General features: G+C 41.4%; 21 protein-coding genes and 1 pseudogene. 20 read left to right on the forward strand and 2 right to left on the reverse strand.

Going from position 1 to position 21,624, the window contains the following annotated elements; genetic code table 11:
* The first annotated feature begins 7 nt into the window (after nt 1-7).
* The gene (gene gatB / locus HUG15_RS07090; RefSeq protein WP_200128024.1) at nt 8-1,441 is read left to right on the forward strand and encodes an Asp-tRNA(Asn)/Glu-tRNA(Gln) amidotransferase subunit GatB; all 1,434 of its coding nucleotides are present in this window, start codon (nt 8-10) and stop codon (nt 1,439-1,441) included.
* A 38-nt stretch (nt 1,442-1,479) separates the two neighbouring features.
* On the opposite strand, the gene HUG15_RS07095 is transcribed toward gatB, so the two are convergent.
* Nucleotides 1,480-1,671: a hypothetical protein gene (locus HUG15_RS07095; protein ID WP_200128025.1), complete on the reverse strand. Its 192-nt coding sequence runs from the start codon at nt 1,669-1,671 to the stop codon at nt 1,480-1,482.
* Nucleotides 1,672-2,368: 697 nt separating this feature from the next.
* Between HUG15_RS07095 and HUG15_RS23610 the strand changes: the two are divergent.
* The 18 genes and pseudogenes from HUG15_RS23610 to HUG15_RS07170 form a co-directional block, all read left to right on the forward strand.
* A pseudogene (locus tag HUG15_RS23610) lies at nt 2,369-2,512 on the forward strand (glycerate kinase); the annotation flags it as partial.
* Between the two features lie 471 nt (nt 2,513-2,983).
* On the forward strand, nt 2,984-3,976 hold the full coding sequence (locus tag HUG15_RS07105; protein WP_200128026.1) for a TRAP transporter substrate-binding protein: 993 nt from the start codon (nt 2,984-2,986) through the stop codon (nt 3,974-3,976).
* A gap of 2 nt (nt 3,977-3,978) precedes the next feature.
* Nucleotides 3,979-4,521 carry a TRAP transporter small permease gene (locus HUG15_RS07110; protein ID WP_200128027.1) on the forward strand — a complete coding sequence of 181 codons (543 nt, stop codon included), beginning with the start codon at nt 3,979-3,981 and terminating at the stop codon, nt 4,519-4,521.
* Nucleotides 4,512-5,810: a TRAP transporter large permease gene (locus HUG15_RS07115; RefSeq protein ID WP_200128028.1), complete on the forward strand. Its 1,299-nt coding sequence runs from the start codon at nt 4,512-4,514 to the stop codon at nt 5,808-5,810. Before HUG15_RS07110 ends, HUG15_RS07115 begins: the two co-directional genes overlap by 10 nt.
* A 96-nt stretch (nt 5,811-5,906) precedes the next feature.
* The gene (locus HUG15_RS07120) at nt 5,907-6,272 is read left to right on the forward strand and encodes a cupin domain-containing protein (protein WP_200128029.1); all 366 of its coding nucleotides are present in this window, start codon (nt 5,907-5,909) and stop codon (nt 6,270-6,272) included.
* Nucleotides 6,273-6,318: 46 nt separating this feature from the next.
* Nucleotides 6,319-7,521, forward strand: a complete 1,203-nt coding sequence (locus tag HUG15_RS07125) for a CaiB/BaiF CoA transferase family protein (protein WP_200128030.1) — start codon at nt 6,319-6,321, stop codon at nt 7,519-7,521.
* An 18-nt stretch (nt 7,522-7,539) separates the two neighbouring features.
* Nucleotides 7,540-8,559 (forward strand): Gfo/Idh/MocA family protein, encoded by a 1,020-nt coding sequence (locus HUG15_RS07130; protein ID WP_200128031.1) that lies wholly within the window; start codon nt 7,540-7,542, stop codon nt 8,557-8,559.
* Between the two features lie 11 nt (nt 8,560-8,570).
* Nucleotides 8,571-9,743, forward strand: a complete 1,173-nt coding sequence (locus HUG15_RS07135; RefSeq protein WP_246516529.1) for a dihydrodipicolinate synthase family protein — start codon at nt 8,571-8,573, stop codon at nt 9,741-9,743.
* Nucleotides 9,744-9,765: 22 nt separating this feature from the next.
* A complete protein-coding gene (locus HUG15_RS07140) occupies nt 9,766-10,527 on the forward strand; it encodes an enoyl-CoA hydratase/isomerase family protein (protein ID WP_200128032.1) in 762 nt (253 codons plus the stop codon).
* Nucleotides 10,528-10,554: 27 nt separating this feature from the next.
* Nucleotides 10,555-11,472: a zinc-dependent alcohol dehydrogenase gene (locus tag HUG15_RS07145; protein WP_211202360.1), complete on the forward strand. Its 918-nt coding sequence runs from the start codon at nt 10,555-10,557 to the stop codon at nt 11,470-11,472.
* A 263-nt stretch (nt 11,473-11,735) separates the two neighbouring features.
* Nucleotides 11,736-13,097 carry an IS4 family transposase gene (locus tag HUG15_RS07150; protein WP_200128034.1) on the forward strand — a complete coding sequence of 454 codons (1,362 nt, stop codon included), beginning with the start codon at nt 11,736-11,738 and terminating at the stop codon, nt 13,095-13,097.
* Nucleotides 13,098-13,149: 52 nt separating this feature from the next.
* Nucleotides 13,150-14,298 (forward strand): acyl-CoA dehydrogenase family protein, encoded by a 1,149-nt coding sequence (locus tag HUG15_RS07155; protein WP_200128035.1) that lies wholly within the window; start codon nt 13,150-13,152, stop codon nt 14,296-14,298.
* 274 nt (nt 14,299-14,572) lie between these two features.
* Nucleotides 14,573-14,767, forward strand: coding sequence for a hypothetical protein (locus HUG15_RS22905; protein ID WP_246516530.1), 195 nt, complete (start codon nt 14,573-14,575; stop codon nt 14,765-14,767).
* 116 nt (nt 14,768-14,883) lie between these two features.
* Complete coding sequence (locus tag HUG15_RS22910) at nt 14,884-15,096, forward strand: hypothetical protein (protein WP_246516531.1); 213 nt, start codon at nt 14,884-14,886, stop codon at nt 15,094-15,096.
* Nucleotides 15,097-15,212: 116 nt separating this feature from the next.
* Complete coding sequence (locus HUG15_RS22915; protein ID WP_246516532.1) at nt 15,213-15,626, forward strand: hypothetical protein; 414 nt, start codon at nt 15,213-15,215, stop codon at nt 15,624-15,626.
* Nucleotides 15,595-15,873, forward strand: coding sequence for a transposase (locus HUG15_RS22920; protein ID WP_246516533.1), 279 nt, complete (start codon nt 15,595-15,597; stop codon nt 15,871-15,873). Before HUG15_RS22915 ends, HUG15_RS22920 begins: the two co-directional genes overlap by 32 nt.
* A 512-nt stretch (nt 15,874-16,385) precedes the next feature.
* Nucleotides 16,386-16,874, forward strand: coding sequence for an ABC transporter permease (locus tag HUG15_RS22925; RefSeq protein ID WP_246516534.1), 489 nt, complete (start codon nt 16,386-16,388; stop codon nt 16,872-16,874).
* A 426-nt stretch (nt 16,875-17,300) separates the two neighbouring features.
* Nucleotides 17,301-18,311, forward strand: coding sequence for a LacI family DNA-binding transcriptional regulator (locus tag HUG15_RS07170; RefSeq protein WP_200128036.1), 1,011 nt, complete (start codon nt 17,301-17,303; stop codon nt 18,309-18,311).
* A gap of 611 nt (nt 18,312-18,922) precedes the next feature.
* Here HUG15_RS07170 and HUG15_RS07175 read toward each other — a convergent pair.
* A complete protein-coding gene (locus tag HUG15_RS07175) occupies nt 18,923-20,284 on the reverse strand; it encodes an IS4 family transposase (RefSeq protein ID WP_246516622.1) in 1,362 nt (453 codons plus the stop codon).
* 192 nt (nt 20,285-20,476) lie between these two features.
* Here HUG15_RS07175 and HUG15_RS07180 point away from each other — a divergent pair, with 192 nt between their 5' ends.
* Nucleotides 20,477-21,610 carry a glycerate kinase gene (locus HUG15_RS07180; protein ID WP_200128038.1) on the forward strand — a complete coding sequence of 378 codons (1,134 nt, stop codon included), beginning with the start codon at nt 20,477-20,479 and terminating at the stop codon, nt 21,608-21,610.
* Nucleotides 21,611-21,624: the final 14 nt, after the last annotated feature.

The raw sequence follows: 21,624 nt of genomic DNA on the forward strand, positions 1-21,624 counted from the left end.
GCAAACAATGACATTCGATACGATTATCGGCCTGGAAGTGCATGCCGAACTAAAAACGGATACGAAAATTTTTTGTGGATGTTCCACGTCGTTTGGAGCGTCGCCAAATACACAAACATGCCCGGTTTGCCTTGGGCACCCGGGGGTTTTGCCGGTACTGAACAAACGAGCTGTTGATTTTGCGATTAAAGCGTCATTGGCGACAAATTGTACGGTCTCGGAGCATACAAAATTTGATCGTAAAAATTATTTTTACCCGGATAATCCGAAAGCATATCAAATCTCCCAGTTCGATCAACCTCTCGGTGAGCATGGGTCGATTGAGATTGAAGTTGACGGCAAGAAAAAATCGATCGGCATCACCCGTATTCATATAGAGGAGGACGCGGGAAAATTAACCCATGATGACGAAGAAGATACGTCGCTCGTTGATTTTAACCGCGCGGGAACGCCGCTTATCGAGATTGTTTCCGAACCGGATATTCGCACGCCGGAAGAAGCGTATGCTTATTTGGAAAAATTGAAGGCGATTCTCCAATATACGGAAGTGTCCGATTGTAAAATGGAAGAAGGCTCGCTCCGGTGTGACGCGAATATTTCCTTGCGTCCGAGCGGACAAGAGGAATTCGGAACGAAGACGGAACTGAAAAATTTAAACTCATTTGCCAACGTGCAAAAAGGGCTAGCTTTTGAAGAGAAGCGTCAGGAACAAGAACTTCGCGACGGCAATGAACTTTTGCAGGAAACACGGCGTTGGAATGATGAGCGCAAAGAAACGACGCTCATGCGAGTGAAAGAAGGATCCGATGATTACCGCTATTTTCCGGAACCGGATCTCGTCAATCTTTTTATTGATGAAGAATGGCAAGGCAGAATTGCAGAAGAAATCCCTGAACTCCCCGATGAAAGACAGGAACGCTATATATCGGACTGGGAAATCCCCGCTTATGACGCTGGCGTGCTGACGCAAGTAAAGGCAAGCGCGGACTTTTTCGAAGAAACGGTGGCAGCAGGCGCGGACGCCAAGCAAGCCGCCAACTGGATGATGGGCGAAGTGAATGCTCATTTGAACGCCAATCATTTGGAGCTTGAAGATGTGGCCATGACACCGACGGGGCTTGCCGAGTTGATCCATTTGATTGAAAAAGGAACGATCTCCAGCAAAATTGCCAAAAAAGTGTTCAAGACGTTGATTGAAGAGGGCGGAAGTCCCGAGCAAATCGTCAAAGACCAAGGGCTCGTGCAAATTTCCGATGAAAGTGAATTAAAGTCGATCGTCGAAGGCATTTTGGAAGCAAACCAAAAATCCATTGACGACTATAAAAACGGCAAAGACAAAGCCTTCGGTTTCCTCGTCGGCCAAACGATGAAAGAAACAAAAGGGAAAGCGAATCCGCAAGTCGTGAATAAACTGATTAAAGAAGGCATTGACGCGCGGTAAAAAAAGCCAACCCCATCCCTTTATTCGGGAGGGGTTGGCTATTTGTTCCTACGGGAAATAAAGAAAACGAGTGCCCCGATCATGATAAGCAGGAGCGCGGCAGTTGGTACCCAACCAGCGCCGCCTTCGGCGTCATCGATGGCTTCGGCTGCAGATATCGTTGATGTATACGTTAGCGAAAGGATAATAATGATAGCGGTAAGAAAAGGGCTATATTTAACAGCGTTCATTCTTATTCCTCCCAGAGCAGTCTGAGGATTTGTGAGGTGAGGCAAGAGATCAAACTAAAAAACACGAGGGGATGTCTCCTCGTGCAGTGCCTTAAGCCTTTTTCTTTGCCGTTACCATTGAAAATGCGGACCAAGCGAGTATGGCAATTGCAAGAATCACCGTCAATGGTTCCATCCAATGAACGTCCATATATCTCGTCCCTCCTGCTAGCGTTCACTTATCTAAGTTAAGGATAAGCTGTTTTTTGGTTCACGTCAAGGATGCAAGGACCTTACACTGTGTCGTTTATCAGCCGAAACCGTCTCGATATCAGCCTAAAATTAAAATATATCAGCCGAAACCATCAATATATCAACCAAAACAAAAGGTTTATCAGCCAAACGGAATAAACATTTTGCTTGTTTGTACAAAGGTACGGCCTCTCTTTATAATAAAGTGTACAAGCCTTAACGGGAATGAAAGGTTGTTCATTTTGGATATAACACTAACAATTATTGTTACGATTGTTGTGCTCCTGTTCTTCTTCCTATTATTGGCGGCGCTCAACATTGCCGCTCATGCGTATATTATCAAATCAGGGGCCTCGTATCGAAAAATACTGGGGCACACGCTTCTCATGATGGCGATAGTTCTGTGCTTGGTCTTATTTTTTGGCGTTTTATGTGGTGAAAACATTACTGTAACAATATAAGGGGAATGATTATGGCAACGATACTCATCGCACCGGATTCATTCAAGGAAAGCATGAGTGCGCGAGAAGCAGCAGAAGCGATTTAAGCAGGGTTTCAACAAGCAGGCGAGCCCCATGACTACCATCTATTCCCGATGGGCGATGGCGGTCCTTACTGTCAATAAGGGGTTTCTTCTATCTGTTGTAAAAGGGCTGGGTAGGTGGTTATTATTAATGTTATAGTAGAAAACCGGTATCTTATTGAAGGGTGATTATCACTTACTGATGATAATCAAAGGATGCTTCGACAATGTCGACACCAATGAATGATTACCTTTCTCAATCAACGGACCAAAGATTCAGAACTCCTTCGAATTATCATTCGATTTCTTAAGGTGAGTTATATGGAAGAGACCAATTTCCATGTAGTGAACGAGGAACGCCTCAGATATCATTTCACCAGGGAATCCATGTCATGTACATTCAAGATCTGATATTTTAATTGAAGAAATTAAAGATTGACATAGTCAGAAATTACTTGTATCCTTTTAGGAAACCGGTTCACCATTGCATGATATTAAAGTAAGCGCTTTATTGGTACATGTGCTTATCAAAAATTTAATTGGGGGATGATGTCTTAAATGAAAAAACAAGCAGTACTTGTAGCTATGGTAGTAATCCTCATATTATCTGGATGTACAAATATGATCAATGCAGATGAGATGCAGCAATTTAGACTTGCTCATAGTGCGACAGAATCACATCCTGCTCATCAGTCTATGCTTTATTTTGCAGATTCAGTATATGAAAAAAGCAATGGAGATATAAATATTGAAGTATACGCAAATGAGCAACTAGGTTCTGAACGAGAAACAGTTGAGTTACTTCAAGCTGGAGCGATAGACTTTGCCCAGTTAGGTGCTGGGAATCTGGAAAGCTTTTCAGAAACGTACTCGCTCTTTAGTTTACCTTATCTATTTGATAATGAAGAGCATTATCATCAGGCAATGGATAGCGAAATAGCTGAATATTTTTACCAGTCAACAGAAGAAATTGGATTTAAAGGGCTATCTTACTATGATGCAGGTGCTCGTAGTTTTTATACAAATAAAGCAATTGAACGACCAGATGATTTAGCTGGTTTAAAGCTAAGAGTTCAACCTAGCGAAACAATTTTGGCAATGATGAATGCTTTTGGTGTATCTGCAACACCAATGTCTTATGGAGAAGTATATACAGGTTTGCAGCAAGGTGTTATTGACGGGGCAGAAAATAGTGAATTGAACGTAGTTAGCACGGGTCACTATGAAGTCATTTCCGATTTTAGCCATACTGAACATATCATAGCACCAGATGTCCTCAATGTAAGTAACATAACATGGGAAAATTTTTCTGAAGCAGAAAAACAAATGATTAGTGAAGCTTCTGAAGAAGCGACAGAAATGCACAAAGCTCTTTGGGCAGAAGAAACATCTAGGGCTATAGAAGAAGCTGAGGCATCAGGCATAGAATTTCATCATCCAGATAAGGAGCCTTTTATTGAAGCTGTTGAACCTTTACATGATAGGTATTCATCTAATGAAGAAACTGGTTATATTTACGAGCAGATAAGAGAATTAGTGGAAGGGGACTAAAAATGGAGAAATCAAAAAATATAATAGATAGAATTCTTGAGTATTTAACATCTTCTTTATTAGGTATTATGGTGATTGTTGCATTATGGCAAGTGTGTTCTCGCTATGTATTAGACGCTCCTAGTACTTTTTCAGAAGAAGCTTTGAGATATTTACTTATATGGGTTTCAATTCTGGGTGGGGCATTAGCTTATGGAAAAAAGAAACACATGGCAATTTTAATTCTAACCAATAAATTACCTGATGCTTTATCACGTCGGTTACAAATAATAGTTGATATGATTGTTACACTTTTTGCGATCATTGTTATGTTCATTGGGGGTTATAGAGCTGTGCTTCTTGCATTTAATCAAGCGTCTCCAGCTATGGAGTTTTTGAATGTTGGATATGTCTATATGGTGCTTCCGTTAACTAGCGTTTTTATTTTTTTCTACGCCATTTATAACATTTACCACTCGGTGATAAGAGGTAAACAATATGTTGTTGAGAAAGATCATATAATAGAACAAAAAGAAAGTGGGAGGGAGCACACATCATGGAATTAATAATAGGGATTATTTTATTAGTAACTATTTTTGCGTTGCTATTAATTGGCGTACCAATTTCTTTTACTGTGGCCATAGCCTCAGCCCTTGCAATGCTTGTTTTATTCTCAGCTGATGTCGCAGTATTCACAACTGCTCAGCAAATGTTGTCTGGTTTGGATAGTTTTACCTTATTAGCCATCCCGTTTTTTATTTTAGCCGGCGTTATTATGAATAATGGTGGAATTGCACAAAGACTTATTAATTTAGCTAAAGTGTTAATTGGGAGAATGCCTGGATCTTTAGTTCATACCAATATTGTGGGAAATATGTTATTTGGATCGTTGTCTGGATCTGCTGTGGCATCAGCTGCTGCCGTTGGGGGCGTGTTGACCCCGACTCAAAAAAAAGAAGGATACGATCCAAAGTTTACAGCAGCAGCAAATATTGCATCTGCCCCTACAGGTATGATTATCCCGCCTAGCATTGCCTTGATTGTATATTCCACAGCTAGTGGTGGTACTTCGATTGCGGCCTTATTTATAGCAGGATATATACCTGGAATACTTTGGGGATTGGCTACGCTAATAGTCGCATATATCGTATTCAAAAAGAAAAGTTACGGCGTTAACATTGATAAAATTTCTTTAAAAGAAGGCTTTAATGTATTTTTTTCTGCCTTTCCAAGTTTATTATTAATTTTCATTGTCATTGGAGGAATAGTTGCCGGTATATTTACAGCAACTGAGGCTGCTGCGATAGCAGTTCTTTACGCGAGTATCTTGTCGTTTATTTATAAAACCATTCGTGTAAAAGACATTCCTAAAATGTTAAAGGAAACAGTAGAAATGAGCGGAGTAATTATGTTTTTGGTGGCTGCTTCAACCATCTTATCGATTGCAATGACATTTTCAGGCATACCCCCTGCTCTTAGCGAAATAATATTATCAGTTTCTGATAATTTAATTGTGATTCTTATTTTAATGAACATTATTTTATTGCTGATTGGTGCTTTTATGGATATTACGCCGGCATTGTTAATATTCACACCTATTTTTTTACCAATTGCTACAGAGCTTGGGTTAGACCCTGTACACTTTGGTATTGTGCTCGTCATGAACTTAAGCATTGGTATGATCACTCCTCCAGTGGGTAGCGTATTATTTGTAGGTAGTAATGTCGGGAAGGTTCCAATCGAATCATTAGTTAAACCTCTCTCGCTCTTTTATGTTGCGATTATAGCTATGTTGTTAGTAGTTACTTTCTTCCCTCAGATTAGCATGTTTCTACCTAATTTATTCGAGATATAAATAAAAATTAATTTGTAAAGACAAAAGGTATTGATTTTATTCAATGAATCTTTTACTATAATAGGAAACCGGTATCTTATTATGGAGATGATTTTTATGAAAACGATTAACTTAGCAGACATACCTGGGATGACATTTCCAACAGGACGTTACACAAGGGTAATGATTGGCGCTGATAGCCCGATCCAGGCAGAAAATTTTACGATGGGGTACGTGAAAGTGAACCCTCAAGGCTCTGTACCCAAACATGTACATGAGCAAGAAGAAGTTTATTTTATTGCCGAAGGAAATGGGAGAATAGAAGTAGGCAATGAGGTGAAGGAGGTTAGTGCTGGAACGTCAATATATATTCCTTCTAACGTTCCTCACGAATTGGTTAATACAGGGAATGAAACAATGACAATGATATTTGTTTACTCACCTGCTGGTACAGTAGATCATTGGGATGAAGAGCGAAAATAAAAGGGCTGAAAAATATACCGGTTTATTACATGAGGAGGAATAAAAAATGCTAAATAATGTTAAAGTACTTAGTTTCACTCATTTTTTACAGGGGCCTTCTGCAGTGCAAATGTTAGGGGATTTAGGCGCTGATGTTGTGAAAATCGAAAACCCTAAAGGTGCTTATGAGCGTCATTGGTCGGGATTAAATTCCTTTTTAGGGGATGAAAGCGTTTTTTATCTTATGGCTGGACGTAACCAGAGAAGTTTAAGTATTAATTTACGTACAGAAGAAGGAAAAGAAATCGTTAAAAAGATGGTAGCGGACGCTGATGTGATTGTTGAGAACTTTAGGCCTGGTGTGATGGAAAGATTAGGATTTGGTTATCAAGACGTCGCAAAGATCAATCCAGGTATTGTTTACTGCTCTTGTACTGGCTTTGGTTCAAGTGGTCCTTATAAAGATCGTCCAGGTCAAGATTTACTCGTGCAAGCAATGAGTGGTATTGCGAGTCTTAACGGTCGGAAGCAAGATCCTCCATCCCCAATTGGGACTGCTGCTGTAGATCAACATGCTGCTGTTTTAGCTGTCGTTGGTGTTCTTGCAGCACTTTATGAGCGTGAGCACACTGGAAAAGGGAAAAAAGTCGAGAGTAACCTGCTGAATGCCGCCCTAGATATGCAGATTGAACCGTTTAATTATCACTTAAATAAATTCCATTTATATGACAGAAGCGAGACGGGAATTTCTTCAAGATTCCATCAAGCACCTTACGGAGTGTTTGAAACAAAGGATGGATATATATGCATTTCATTACCTTCGTTAGATAAATTGGCAAAAGCGCTAAACGATGATCAATTCTTACAATGGGGATATGATGAACAATTTGAGAAACGCGAAGAAATTAATCAACAAGTAGCCATGAATATTAGACAGCAAACTACTAATTATTGGATAGATACCTTTTCAGAATTTGATATCTGGCACTCAATGGTAAATGATTATGAAGAGGTTGAAAATGATCCACAAGTTGAATGGAATAAAAATATTATGGAATTTGAACATACGAACGGAGAAAAAGTCCGTGTGCTTTCCCATCCGGTTCGATATGACGATGAGACATTGCCGTTGTATAAATTGCCGCCAAAACTTGGGGAGGATACAGATGAAATACTGAAGGAATTAAACTACGCCGATGAAGATATTGCAGACTTTAAAAATAAAAATGTTGTAGAAAGTCTGAAGGTTAAAGATAGCTCTAACCAATGAAGAGAAAGGATTTAAATAATGCAAAAGACGTTAAACATCGGGGTAATTGGTAGTGGTGCAATATCAACGGCTCACTTTGAAGCCATTGACAAAGTGGACACACTTAAGTTGATGGGCGTTGCCTCAAAATCTATTGAAGATGCGAACGAGATTGCGGAAAAACAAGGATGCAAGGTATATGATGATGCCATTCATTTAATTGAAGATCCTGCAATTGAAGTAGTCATTCTTCTGACTCCACCTGGGGTTCATCATGATTTTATACTTCGCAGTATTCAAAATGAGAAGCATTTAATTGTTGAGAAGCCATTAGGTGTAAGTTTAGAACATATTGACCAATACATTCAGTATGCTCAAAAGGTAGGAGTCACATTATCTGTGATTTCGCAACACCGTTTTGATGAAGCATCAAGTTTTATTAGAAAAAAGATTGATCAATCTCTGCTTGGAGATATTAAAGGGGGGAGTTGCGAAGTTTTATGGTACCGGGAACAAGATTATTATAATGAATGGCGAAAGAAAAAAACTTTATCTGGTGGTGGTGTACTAGCGATACAAGCCATCCACACCATTGATTTAATGCTTTGGTATTTGGGGGATGTCAAAGGAGTGAAGGCATACACAGGAACCACCGGTCACACGGATATTGATGTCGAGGATATTGCAGCGGCATGTATCGAGTTTGAAGAAGGGAAACTGGCAACGATTAATGCAACGACAACTGCATATCCCGGATACCCAGCTCGTCTTACTCTATTTGGTAAAGATGGGTCTGTGACCTTGGCATCTGACGAAATCCAATATTATCAGTCAAGACATGAGCAAGAAAGTTATAAGGCTAATGGAGACGTGAATCAAACAGTTGATGGGCCAGCTGCTGTTTCAGTGTCGTCCTTTGTGAAGCAGTATAAAGATATTTATAAAGCTATTCAAAACGGCGAAAGTCCCCTTGTTTCTGGTGAGGAAGCCAGAAAAGCTTATGCATTAATTGATGCTATTTATCAGTCTGCTCATACAGGTCGAGAAATCAGGTTATAGGAGGTTTAAAATTGAAAACTACAAGAAATATTGTATTGCCAACGTCAAATAAAGAACAGTACTCCTACGAACTTGCAAATACAGAGCCCATTAATTTTGTAGGAAAATCATTGGAGAAGAGAAAGGCTTATGCTGCCTCCCATGTGGTAGCTGACCCTTTACCTGTTCAGGGAGAAATTACAGGAGAAGCAATCGATTGGGAAGCTACTTTAAATTATAGGCATTATCTTTGGGAACATGGATTCGGTGTAGCTGAAGCCATGGATACAGCTCAAAGGGGTATGGGTCTTGATTATAAGTTAGCGAAAGACCTCATTGCACGATCTGCTAAAGAGGCACATTCAGTAGGCGGAGATATTGCATCAGGTGTAGGGACGGACCAGTTAGATATTAATGACTTGTCTTTAAATCTAGAAAAAATTGAAAAGGCTTATTTGGAACAATGTGAATTTGTGGAAAAAAAAGGAAGTAAGATTATCCTTATGTCGAGTCGAGCACTAGCGCAGGTCGCAAATAAGCCTGAAGACTATAGACAAGTGTATGGAAATATCCTTTCTAATGTTAAGCATCCTGTAATTTTGCACTGGCTCGGTGAGATGTTTGATCCGAATCTACAAGGTTATTGGGGATGGGAAGATCTAGATCAAGCGATGGAGGTCTGCTTATCCATCTTGCATGAGTATAAACATAAAATAGATGGCATTAAGATTTCATTACTTGACGAAAATCTTGAAATTAAAATGAGGCGTCTTTTACCTGAAGGTGTCTTCATGTACACGGGAGATGATTTTAATTATCCTTCTCTGATTAAGGGAGATGAACAAGGGTTTAGTCACGCCCTATTAGGGATTTTCAATGGTATTGCTCCTGTTGCTGCTAAAGCTCTTCAAGCCCTAGATCGCGGAGATATCGAATCCTATGATCAACTATTAGAACCGACGGTACCTTTAGCGCGCCACATCTTCCAAACACCGACATTTTATTATAAATCGGGCCTTACATTCCTAGCATTTTTAAATGGTCATCAAAATCATTTTAAAATGCTTGGAGGCCATGAATCTGCGCGTTCAACAATGCATTACATTGAACTTTTCAAATTAGCTGATCGTGCGAATCTTCTACGTGTTCCAGATCTTGCTATTCATAGAATGAAAGAACTTCTTTCACTAGCTGGTCTTAGATAAACAATTAGTAGAGGTGAAAAGAATGGGTGAAGTATCATTAGAAATCGATGATAACGGAATTGCCACTGTTTTATTAAACTATCCGGCGAAACGAAATATATTGAGCAACCATATGATTGAAAAATTGGAGCACGTCATCAGTAAGCTGAAAAATGACCCCGATGTTAAAGTTCTTGTGCTTCGATCTTCGGACCAAAGATTCTTCTCTGCGGGTGGCGATGTTAAAGAGTGGAAAGATTATTCTAAACAACAAGCTTATCGTGAAGGAAATAGAGGAGGGAAAGTTTTTGCAGATCTCGAAGACTTACCTTTTGTAACGATTGCTGCAATTAGTGGAGCGTGCCTAGGGGGAGGTTGCGAACTTGCGTTAGCCTGTGATATCCGGGTAGCAACTGAAGATTCCACCTTTGGACAACCAGAAATAACATTAGGAAACGGTCCGAGTTGGGGTGGTTACTATCGACTTGCTCGTAAGGTTGGGATTTCTCGTGCAAAAGAAATGATTTTACTGGGGGAAATGTACAACGCTAATCAAGCGTATAATTTTGACCTTATTCAAAGAATTTATCCATCGTGGGACACACTACTAGAAGAAGTTAGGGAAATGTCCGGACGACTGGCAGAAGATGTTTATGCAGCCTCTATTTCCAAGCAAATCTTAAATCAAGTTGAACAAGGGATGATACCCAATCAACTTGCAATAGATGGACTGAGTGCCTCTTCATTTGCTCAAACCGCAACATCTGTTGAAAGAAAAGCAGCGTTTTTAAATAGAAAGAAATGATAGCAGTTTCGAGAGAAGGTGATGAAGGTGAAGGCGGTTCAGATTGACGCCCCAGAGTCATTAAAATTTATTTATCGTCCACAACCTGATCTTCAATCAAATGAAGTGCTAATAAAGGTAAAAGTCGTTGGTATCTGTGGTACTGACTTGAAGCTTTATGATGGTACTATTTCCTACCTTAAAGACGGTTCCCTTACACTGCCCCTGGTCCCTGGACATGAATGGTCAGGTGAAGTTTTTAAAGTAGGCTCATCATTAAGTAAGTTTAAGGTAGGGGAACGTGTAACTGGGGAATGTCATATTGGTTGTGGAAGTTGTGAAGATTGCCGAAATGGACAAACCAATATTTGCTATCATCGTGAAAGGATTGGAATCTTTCAGAATGGTGCATTGTCTGATTATATTGTTTTGCCTGAGCGTGCAGTGCATACCATTCCTGATGAAGTAACGGATGTTGAAGGTGCAATGATTGAGCCACTAACAGTTGCCCTACATGCATTGGATAAATTAGACCGAGTTGCTGGATCACGTTTACTAGTGTATGGATTAGGACCTATCGGACTGCTAATTAGTCAGGTAGCAAAAAGTATGGGCGCAACTACAATTATTGGGGTGGATATCAATGAAACTGCCTTGAGGAGAGGTAAAAATTTCGAATGTGATGAGATTATCAATTCGAAGAAAGAAAATGTAAAAGAAAGAGTATTGTCTCTTACGAACCAAGAAGGACCGGATATTATTGTTGAGGCAACAGGCGTAAGCGATTTGTTAGTTCAAGCGGTAGATTTGATTCGTTCAGGAGGACAACTTTCTCTTATAGGATTATTTAGTGAAAAAGCTGACCTCGATCCTAATCAACTCATCACAAAAGACGTTAAGATTATAGGTAATATGGCAAGTAGTGCTAGGATTTGGCAACGTGCCAATCGCATTAGTCGCCACTAAGAGGGTGGATATTAGAAAGCTTGTTACGCATACTTTTTTATTGGAAAAAGTAGAAGAGGCTTTCTTAAGTGCATGGGGAAAGAAAGATAATACATGTAAGCTCAACTTTCGCACCTAGATAATGATCACGAAACCTACGGTTGCTTGGTCTAGGAAGCATCAGGTTCGGTCCTTGACATGAGAAACAATCATAAAAAAACACCTCGACGTTTGGTATAGTGTCATTGACAGAAAACACAACCAAAAAGAAGAGGTGCGTCTCTATGATACCGAAAAATAGCAAGCATCATCAACTACCAAATGAACTGCGATCAACGTTTCAAGAGTTAAACATGCTCAAACACCTACGAAACGCTGGTATTACGAAGTCATTCGGCTTTTCTTGCGGCTATCTTTTTCAGTTGGTCTTCTGCTTGATTTTTGAACATAAAAACTGGTTTCAATTTCTTGAAAGCAAGAAATCAGATGAGTCTCCGGCTAAGGATACGGTCTATCGATTTTTGAATGAATCCACTTTTGCATGGCGTCGGTTTCTCCTCTTTCTGAGTGCTCACACGATTGGAAAAGTGACAAAGCTAACCCGTCATGATCGGCCAAAAGTGTTTGTTCTGGACGATTCCTCCTACGATCGCAACCGAAGTAAAAAGGTGGAACTATTAGCCCGTTGTTTTGATCATACTTCTCAAAAAATGCGCTATTACAAAGGGTTTCGAATGCTCACGTTAGGATGGACAGATGGAGCAACTTTTCTGCCTGTCGACTTCTCGTTGCTCAGTTCTAAACAATCGTGTATCAACGGCATTTCTGATCACATTGATAAACGGACCACTGGGTATAAAAGACGACTTGAAGCTCTGCAATCAGCTCCGGAACAAATGCCGAGCATGCTTCAAAGAGCAACGAAAGCAGGGATTGATGCCTCTTACGTATTGATGGATAGTTGGTTTACGCAGCCGCCATTGATCCAAGCCATTACGGAACAGGGCCTCGACGTCATCGGCATGGTCAAGAAAATGAACCAGCGTTATATCGTGGACGGCAAGCAGGTTGATTTAGAACAACTCTACCGCCTCGCTGCCCCAAGAACCAGGAAAAAGGCGTTGCTTCGCTCCATTCATACAACGATGGCTAACGGCGTTCCTGTCAAAGTTGTTTTTGTTCGCAATCGAAATAAAAAGAGTGACTGGTTGGCAATTCTGAGCACGGATTGTACATTAAGCGATCAGGAGATCATCCGTATTTATGGCATGCGGTGGGACATTGAGGTGTTTTTCAAAACGAGCAAGTCCCTTTTAAAGTTGCAAAAAGAATTTCAAGGCCGCTCATATGATTCCCTGATCAGTCATACGACTATTGTCTTTGCCCGGTATATCGTACTGGCATGGCAAAACCGATGTAGCACCGACCAACGAACGCTTGGCGGTATGTTTTATGACGTCTGTGATGAAGTGAGTGAACTCGATTGGGCTGTAGCTCTCCAGCAGCTTATCGAGCTTCTTGAAGATGTCTTCAACAACAGCAACAAGCAAATGAAAACATTCATCAAACGTCAACTCCAACATTGGATTGCAGGTCTACCCAATTATATCAAGGTGTACATGCCTTATTTGGGCTGCGAAAGTTGAGATGTAAGGTAATGATTCAACTTTAGGGATATATTGAAGGAGGTTGGAATTTATGGGTTTTCATCCTACAGAAGAAGATTTGATGATTAAGAAATTATCGAAAGAATTTGCAGAAAACGAAATAAACCCTTTGGTCGAGGATATTAATGAAAATGAACGATTTCCTGTAGAAATCTATCAGAAAATGGGTGAATTGGGATTAGTCGGTGTACCTTATGAGGAACACTATGGTGGAGGTGGAGGAACCTGGACACAATTTGCTATTGTTCATGAGGAAATTTCAAAAATAGATTCTGGGGTCGCGAACGCAATTATGGGCAATTGTTCTGTATCAACGTTAATTAGTACTTTTGGAACTGAAGAACAGAAAAAGAAATGGTTGCCCAAGATTCTTACTGGGAAGCAAATAGGTGCAATTGGGCTAACAGAGCCGAATGCTGGTTCAGACGCAAGTAGTTTAAAAACAAAAGCCGAACTAGAAGGTGATGAATGGGTTCTTAATGGTGCAAAAACATTTATCACTAATTCAGGTACTGATATTACAGGGCCTATTGTTGTTGCCGCTGTAACTGGAACAGCAGAGAATGGTAAGAAGGAGATTGGGACATTTATTGTTCCCAAACAAACTGATGGTTTGGTCATTAGTTCTCCGTTAAAGAAAATTGGTTGGCACGCCAGTGATACACGTGAATTAACATTTGAGGGTTGTAGAATACCTAAGGAAAACTTATTAGGTGATGAAAAACGTGGTTATAAACAAGCATTACAAACCATTTCAACAGGACGTTTTTTGATAGCATCAATGGCAGTAGGTCTTGCACAAGGTTGCCTAGATTTAAGTGCGGTCTATGCAAAAGAAAGACAGGCATTTGGCAAGCAATTAAAAGAGTTTCAAGATATTCAGTTTAAAATAGCCGAAATGCAAACGAAAGTAGATGCAGCCCGTCTATTGGTAAGTCGTGCAGCTTCTTTAAGGGACAATAATCGATCGTTTGCTAAAGAAGCCTCCATGTCCAAATTGTATGCAACACAAATAGCCAATGAAGTTGCAAGAGAGGCGGTTCAGATTCATGGAGGGTATGGGGTAATGCGAGAATACAAAGTGGCGTTGCATTATCAATCAGCAAAAATATTTGAAATTATTGAAGGAACAAATGAAATACAGAAGATGATTATTGCTAGAGAGGTCTTTAACCAATAGAGTCAATTTTTAAAGTTTCTTGACGCAATTATGGATTATAAAATTTAACGAACTAATTGCGCTGTCTCAAAACCCTTGGCATATGGAGGGTGAGAGAGCGGCGTAAATAAATTCCCCCCCCACCATTCAACGACATGATAGGCTTAGAGGTTTTCAACACCATTGTGTTTCAAATATCGACCCCAAAACATAAAAAACAGGTGAAACCGCGCCGCTTGTGGGTTAGAATAGTTATAGACCAAAACAACTATCACCCCGGGAGGTTATCATCTGTATGGCTATGATACCACAAACGAGCTTATTTTCGTGGAAAGATCTCGAAAATCTTGGAGATTTAGAATGTTTACGTTTGGTGCTTGATTATTTGCCGGATGAAGCGTTAATGAGAACGTTAGAGAAAGAACGATATAAAGGCGCAATGACTTGTTCGCGGGGTTTGGAATTCGATGCTGGCCGAGGTTGTCTTTGAGCATACGACGATTGAATCGTTGCTTCGGGAATTGAGCCGCAATGGGCAACTGCGTTTGTTGTGCGGGCTCGAAGGGATCGTTCGTCCCCCCCCCCGCCCATGATTATTCTCGCTTCATGAAAAAGTTCATGGCTCACGAAGCAGAAGTTGAAGCGATCTTTGATTTAATGGTGAACCAATTGAGCGAGCTCCTCCCGGATTTCGGAAAATCCCTTGCGATCGATGGCAAGGCGGTAGAATCGTTTGCGAAGGGCAACAAGAAGCATGAGGAGCCGGATGGCCATCGTGATACCGATGCTGATGTTGGAAAAAAGAAAATATTGGGGTAAAAGAAAAGACGGGACGATTTGGGAGAAAGTCGTGGAATGGTTCGGTTATAAACGTCATCTGCTCGTCGATGCCATTTATGAGTTGCCTGTGGCTTATTCGGTGACAAAAGGCATCGGTGCCTGATATTAACGCCGGTCACGCCATGGTCGACGAACTCGAACAAGAACGTCCCTGGTTATTAGAAGAAGCCGAAATGCTCGCCGGTGACCGTGGGTATGATGATACAAACATGCTCGAGCGGTTATGGGATGATCATGCCATTAAGCCGGTGATTGGCATCCGTGATATGTGGAAAGCTGGTGAAGACACACGCCAACTGATGGACATCGAAAATGTCACCCATGATTATAAAGGCACGGTGTATTGCCATTGCCCGGTTTCCGGGAAAGAACGAGAAATGGCAAACGGAGGCTTTGAGAACGATCGGGAAACCCTTAAAAAGCGTTGTCCGGCCAAGCAGTATGGCATTACCCGTGAAGGGCAGGCGGAGTTGCCCCGTGTCTCAGGGCTTTCGGATTCCGATCGCTGAAGATCGCCGAGTATTTTCACCCATCGATCGTGCCAGTTACACATGGAAGAAGGCATACGCAAAACGACCATCCGTCGAACGTGTGAACAGCCGGCTTGACGGCTCCTTTGGCTTCGAACAGCATACCACGCGCGGCAAAAGGAAGATGAGAATGAAAACGGGGTTGGTGCTGTGCATGATGTTGGCGACGGCCTTAGGTCATATCCAAGAAGGATGTCCGGAAAAAATGCGAAGCCTTGTTTCCTGAGCCCATCCACATGTGGAAAAGCCGAATGTTAAAAGGGTTTTTGTGGACAGCAGGATACGTATGTCCAATTTCAGGCCATAAACTCGAATGATCGTTGAATTGAACCGAATATGGTTTGTGGAAGAACATTTTGAGTCGTTTTTAACAAAAAACCAGGTTAAACCTGGTATCATTTTTACACTCAAAGCGAAAAAATCGTTACATCGCAAAAAGCTCATTTAACAAAAAAGTATTGACATTTACCAAGAAGGTATATACCATCGTAAGAAACCGCTTTCTTATATAGAGGATGAACATATCAAAAGAGGCATCATTTATACTTAGATAAAACCGGTTTCTTGAAAATTTATCCATGGTTATTCTTTCGGGAGGTATTGATTTATCCGTAGGTTCTGTGCTCGCTTTAGTCGGGGTATTTACCGTCATTGCGTTAAATGCTTCAAAAAGTGTTTTTATCGCTGTGATAACGGCGTTATTGATTGGTGCCTTTATCGGTTTTCTTACACGGGTTCATGGGTGCAAAGTTAAAAATAGCAGCATTCGTTGCCACCTTAGCCATGATGGGAGCGGTCCGCGCCATTGCATTATATACTTCAGACGGTGGTAGCATTTCTGGAGAAGTAGCTGCATTCAGTTCCATTGCAAATAGTAGCCTGGGAGTGATTCATTCTCCTTTTATTATTTTTATAATCATGACAGTTCTTGTTTTTATTTTAGTGCATCACACGCGTTTTGGGCGTTACGTGTACGCTGTCGGCAGCAATGAAAAAGGGGCGCTTTTATCCGGGATTCGTGTAACTCGCGTGAAGATGGCCGTGTATACCTTAGCGGGGACTCTAGTCGGTGTTGCAGCAATTATTGAAGCTTCTCGACTCAATTCGATTTCTTCTTATAGTTCTGGACAACTTTATGAATTGGATGCGATTGCTGCTGTCATTATTGATGGAACACGTATGATCGGTGGCGCGGCAAGGTCATCGGTACGCTTTTCGGTGTGTTGATTTTAGGGGTTTTAAACAATATGATGAACCTAATGAATGTGTCTCCATATTTGCAAGGTTTTGTCACAGGGTTAGTTATTATTATTGCTGTTGTCTTCCAAAAGAGAGAATAGTTTTCGTTTAAGTTTCACGGCTTCTGATTGCGACCTAAACAGTTGTCTTTATAATGACCATTTTAGACAAGAACATTGTCATGGTTATTTATTATAAAACAGCCGACAGTCTTTGTGAACATTATCCCTTGGTCACAAAGTCAATCGGCTGTTGCCTTCATCATTTAGTAAAGTCAACTGTTCCCATAGTTTGGGTGGCTAGAACAATTGACCACCTTCAACCATAAGTGATACATGCAAGATACCTATGTTACAATTGATGGAATTCGAACATAGGGAAATTACAGCTGTACATAAACACAAGGAGTTCTAAATGAAAAAAACACCAACTATAAATGACGTAGCAAAATTAGCGGGAGTATCCAAAGCGACTGTTTCAAAATATCTAAATGAAACACCTTATGTGTCTATAAATACTAAGCAGCGCATAGAAAAAGCAATTGATGAATTAAAGTATCATCCAAGTAATGTCGCACGTGGATTAGTAAGTAAATCTATAAGGCTCATTGCATTAGTGATATCAGATATTGAATTGTTGATTAACAGTGTTTTAATAAAGTCGATTGAAACAGAGGCTCAAAAATATGGGTATGACATAGTCCTCGTAACAACAAACGATGATGAAGAATACGAACAGAATCTTAACGAGATTTTAACTGAACGATACAAACATGTAGATGGTATCATATTAGCAAATTCACGTAAAAATGGGTTAAATCTTAGTGAGTTAAAAGAAACTTTTGAGCATATTGTAATGGTCCATCGTTATGTTCCTAATGACCTTGTTGATATTGTTGCAGTGGATAATGTTTTTGGAGGCAAACTCGTGGCAGAATACCTCCTTCGTATGGGACACGAAATGTTTGGGATTATCTCAGGACCAAATGAAATTTCTCCTTTTGCGGATCGTAAGGAAGGGTTTTGTGATTCTTTATACAAGCATAATAATCAAGTCACCATTATAGAGGGGCTCCAATCGCTAGAAGCCGGCTATCAAGCAGCTGAACAATTAATGACGAGCGAATCTCCTCCATCAGCAGTATTTGCGACAAGTGATATACTAGCCTTAGGCGTCTTAGATGCAGCTAAAGACTATGGATGGAAAATTCCCAGTGAGATTTCCCTAATAGGGTATGATAATATTTTTTTTGGTAGACTAGCTAGGGTGCCGTTAACAACTTTAGACGGTCAATTTGAGCAGTTAGGTTCTAAATCAGTTCAACTCCTTTATGAAAGGATATCGGAGGAGAACAAATCAGAAGTGAAACAAATTTTCCTCCGTCCCTCTCTTATTGTAAGGGAATCCTCACAAAAAAAAGAGTAGAATGGACCACATGGTGTTGGCTATCTTGTCTGATTCTACTTGCTATTTATGTTAGTGTGGATAGGACTGAAATACGCAGGAAAGTCTCGATTCACAATTAAAAAAATGATGTTAACTTCAGCCTAACCATCGAATGGTAAATTTTTTTTGGGAAACAACAGGGCGAATCATAGAACTCAAATAATAACCAACGACGAATGATGATCAACCGCCTATCTCCAACATATCGAAACACAGGGGTTTTCGCACCTTTCGATGAATATTTTCACCCAGGGTTAGAACCCGTTTTCAATGAAAAAAATTATACACTTTGGGATCAAACATGGCGCTTCAAATATCCTTTTCATCTTTCGGTGGGGTGCCGTGAAGTGTCATGTTTGTGTTTTGAGAATGCTCAAAAAACATTCCAAATCCTTAGCTCTTCAGTTTGCCAGAATACTTATCGAAATATCCCCTTGCACATTTCCCTACCGTGAACATTTTCCCATGCGATCTTGGGTTAGAGTCTATCTCATACTTTGTTTATCCACCAAAAGGATTGTAACTCAACTTTCGGACATGACTAATACACGTAAACACCTGATATAAAGGGATTTAAGGCTAATTTAACCTCATGAAAGTAACGGTTTTCGCAAAAAATCCGGCAAGTTATCAAACAAGCGATCCAAAAACGGCTGAATTTGCTCGTCGGTGAGCAAGTGTTCTTCCGCCAGCATCGAGCCTAGAACATCAAGAATCATCAAGAGGGCTTCAGAAAATCGAAGATCCTCTACTTCATCACAACACATGAAAAACAACTGACCAATCGTGCGAGGATCTTCTTCCTCTCGCGAGCTCACAGCGAGTATCATATACCGGAGGAAAACGATCGATGTATGCGCCGTTAGCGCATCATAACTGCGGCATTGGAATTCCTTGGCCAATCTCAAGTGAGATTTGGTCACTTTGAAAAAACATTCAATGGTCCAACGCTTGCCATAAATGCGGACGGCATCTTCTTCGGTATGATCCAGGTTCGTCGTGAGAATGGCTAACCACTGTTTCGAACGGTTACGATCACGAACAAAAATGATGCGAGCTTGAATCTCTTGCCCATTTTCATCCGAACCTAGGCCAACAAGAATGGAAGCAAGGATTTTTGCCCGGCCTCGTTTCTTGCGCACGTTTTGGTAAAGCTGGTTCAACGTATAGGATTCCCCTTCATAGGTGTAGTGAATCTTGGGGGAGCGTTTGACCATGCAAACAACATCCAGGGGATACTGAGTAACCACGCGTTTGATGATCGAAGGATACGCAAACCAGCTATCGAAAAGGAGCGTTTTAGCGCCAAACTTCGCAGGGTTGATGTCATCCAGCAAGCTGAACAACGTTTGTGTCCCTTTCTGCAGTGCTTCTTGTCGGCGGCGATACCCCACCGTCCGTTTATCGATGGTCGGATTTACCTCCTGAAAACGGTTTTCTTCCTTTCTCGAACTGAGCAATGAAAAAGCCAAGGGTAGAAACGTCGCGCCATCCGACCAACCAAGTGTAAGCATGCGAAAACCTTTAAAATAGGCGCCTGTGCTGTTGTCTTTGACACGCGCGAGAAGTTCGACGGCTTTACTGCGATTACGGTTATAGCTCGAGTCATCGACGAACACACCATCGCGATCCGTCAACGGTTGGAGGTAGGTCTTTATGAGATGCGCGCTCACCAAAACGAGACATTTCCGCCAGTTGTACGTTGCACGTTTCATCAAGTCGTATACCGCATCCTTTTCCGGTGCATCAGGGAGACGGTCAGATTCAAGCGTCCGGTAAAGATTTTTCCCTTGAAGAACGAGAGAAAAGATAAATTGCACAAGGACGAGCGCAGAAAATCCTTTTTCTTTATGGATATTGGATTGGTGCAAAAACGTCCCAATTTTGGCCTGTTTGAAAAAGCGCGTCACGCGAGATTGTTGTTGGTTAACTTGATCAGAATTTGGTATCATTGAAACCACAGAAAACATCCTTTCTTTGGTTTTGGTGTGGTACCTTTATTTTACCAAAGAACAGGGTGTTTTTTGCTTTTTTTGGATAAAAAATTTGCCACAAATCCTGATTTTATAAGGGGTTACCTATGATTTTTAGCTCCGAAAGTTGAGATTGTAAGTTTAGAATAACTATATAAAAGGGGAATACAGATGCCAAACATCATCATCGCACCGGATTCATTCAAAGAAAGCATGAGCGCGAGAGAAGCAGCAGAAGCGATTCAGACCGGTTTCCAACAAGCAAGCGTCCACCATGACTACCATCTAATTCCAATGGGGGATGGCGGAGAAGGAACGATGGAGGCGCTAACCGCCAATCTCGACGGGGCTTACCACACTTTACAAGTCGAAGGTCCGGATAAGCATCGGATAGAAGCAACATACGCTGTATCGGCAGATGGAAAAATAGCCATTATGGAAATGGCGCAGGCGTCGGGACTTGATCGTGTCGCGGCACAGTACCGCGATGTCGGGGCGGCGTCGACCTATGGAACGGGCGAAATGATATATGCCGCTCTTGATCGAGGTGTCCAAAAAATCATCCTTGGCATCGGCGGGAGCGCAACGAATGATGGCGGGGCAGGAATGATCGAAGCCCTTGGCGCGCAACTTTTGGATGACCATGGGAAGGCGATTGCACGAGGCGGCGTGGGGCTTGAACATTTGGCAACCATCGATGTTTCGGAATTAGATCCTCGATTGCAAAAAACGGAAATCGTCGTCGCGTGCGATGTAACGAATCCTTTGTTGGGCGAAAAGGGTGCCAGTGCTATTTTCGGCCCGCAAAAAGGCGCGGACACGGCAATGGTGCAACGGCTCGATGATGCGCTCGCCCATTTTCACGCGCGAACAGTAGAAGCAACCGGCTATGATGTGAATGATACTCCCGGTGCCGGAGCGGCAGGCGGACTGGGTTACGCGCTGATGGCTTATTTGAATGCAGACCTCAAGCCTGGCATCGATCTCGTGTTGGAAGAGACCGATTTCCGCGCTTACGCCCGGAATGCCGATGTGATCATTACCGGCGAAGGAAAAATCGACGGTCAATCGGTGTACGGAAAAACACCGGTCGGCGTTGCGAAAGCGGGAAAAGAAACCGACACATTTGTGATCGCGATGTGCGGACAGCTTGGAGATAAATATGAAGAAGTGTATAATCATGGTATTGACGCTGTTTTTAGTCTTGTGCCGGGAGCGATAAGCGTGCAAGATGCGATGGAACACGGCAAGACGTATTTACAGCAAGCGGCGCGGAACATTGCTTCCGTTTATAATGAGAAATAATTGGTAAGAGGGTA

The sequence above is a fragment of the Salicibibacter cibarius genome (assembly GCF_016495725.1).
Taxonomy (GTDB): Bacteria; Bacillota; Bacilli; order Bacillales; family Marinococcaceae; genus Salicibibacter; species Salicibibacter cibarius.

What these genes read in the sequence shown, in the direction of transcription:
- HUG15_RS07105 (WP_200128026.1), top strand. Translation starts at nt 2,984, where the DNA reads ATGAAAAAACAAGCAGTACTTGTAGCTATGGTAGTAATCCTCATATTA.
- HUG15_RS07120 (WP_200128029.1), top strand. Translation starts at nt 5,907, where the DNA reads ATGAAAACGATTAACTTAGCAGACATACCTGGGATGACATTTCCAACA.
- HUG15_RS07140 (WP_200128032.1), top strand. Translation starts at nt 9,766, where the DNA reads ATGGGTGAAGTATCATTAGAAATCGATGATAACGGAATTGCCACTGTT.
- HUG15_RS07155 (WP_200128035.1), top strand. Translation starts at nt 13,150, where the DNA reads ATGGGTTTTCATCCTACAGAAGAAGATTTGATGATTAAGAAATTATCG.
- gatB (WP_200128024.1), top strand. Translation starts at nt 8, where the DNA reads ATGACATTCGATACGATTATCGGCCTGGAAGTGCATGCCGAACTAAAA.
- HUG15_RS07170 (WP_200128036.1), top strand. Translation starts at nt 17,301, where the DNA reads ATGAAAAAAACACCAACTATAAATGACGTAGCAAAATTAGCGGGAGTA.
- HUG15_RS22925 (WP_246516534.1), top strand. Translation starts at nt 16,386, where the DNA reads ATGGGTGCAAAGTTAAAAATAGCAGCATTCGTTGCCACCTTAGCCATG.
- HUG15_RS22905 (WP_246516530.1), top strand. Translation starts at nt 14,573, where the DNA reads ATGGCTATGATACCACAAACGAGCTTATTTTCGTGGAAAGATCTCGAA.
- HUG15_RS07180 (WP_200128038.1), top strand. Translation starts at nt 20,477, where the DNA reads ATGCCAAACATCATCATCGCACCGGATTCATTCAAAGAAAGCATGAGC.
- HUG15_RS07125 (WP_200128030.1), top strand. Translation starts at nt 6,319, where the DNA reads ATGCTAAATAATGTTAAAGTACTTAGTTTCACTCATTTTTTACAGGGG.
- HUG15_RS22910 (WP_246516531.1), top strand. Translation starts at nt 14,884, where the DNA reads ATGAAAAAGTTCATGGCTCACGAAGCAGAAGTTGAAGCGATCTTTGAT.
- HUG15_RS07095 (WP_200128025.1), bottom strand. Translation starts at nt 1,671, where the DNA reads ATGAACGCTGTTAAATATAGCCCTTTTCTTACCGCTATCATTATTATC.
- HUG15_RS07115 (WP_200128028.1), top strand. Translation starts at nt 4,512, where the DNA reads ATGGAATTAATAATAGGGATTATTTTATTAGTAACTATTTTTGCGTTG.
- HUG15_RS07175 (WP_246516622.1), bottom strand. Translation starts at nt 20,284, where the DNA reads ATGATACCAAATTCTGATCAAGTTAACCAACAACAATCTCGCGTGACG.
- HUG15_RS07150 (WP_200128034.1), top strand. Translation starts at nt 11,736, where the DNA reads ATGATACCGAAAAATAGCAAGCATCATCAACTACCAAATGAACTGCGA.
- HUG15_RS07110 (WP_200128027.1), top strand. Translation starts at nt 3,979, where the DNA reads ATGGAGAAATCAAAAAATATAATAGATAGAATTCTTGAGTATTTAACA.
- HUG15_RS07130 (WP_200128031.1), top strand. Translation starts at nt 7,540, where the DNA reads ATGCAAAAGACGTTAAACATCGGGGTAATTGGTAGTGGTGCAATATCA.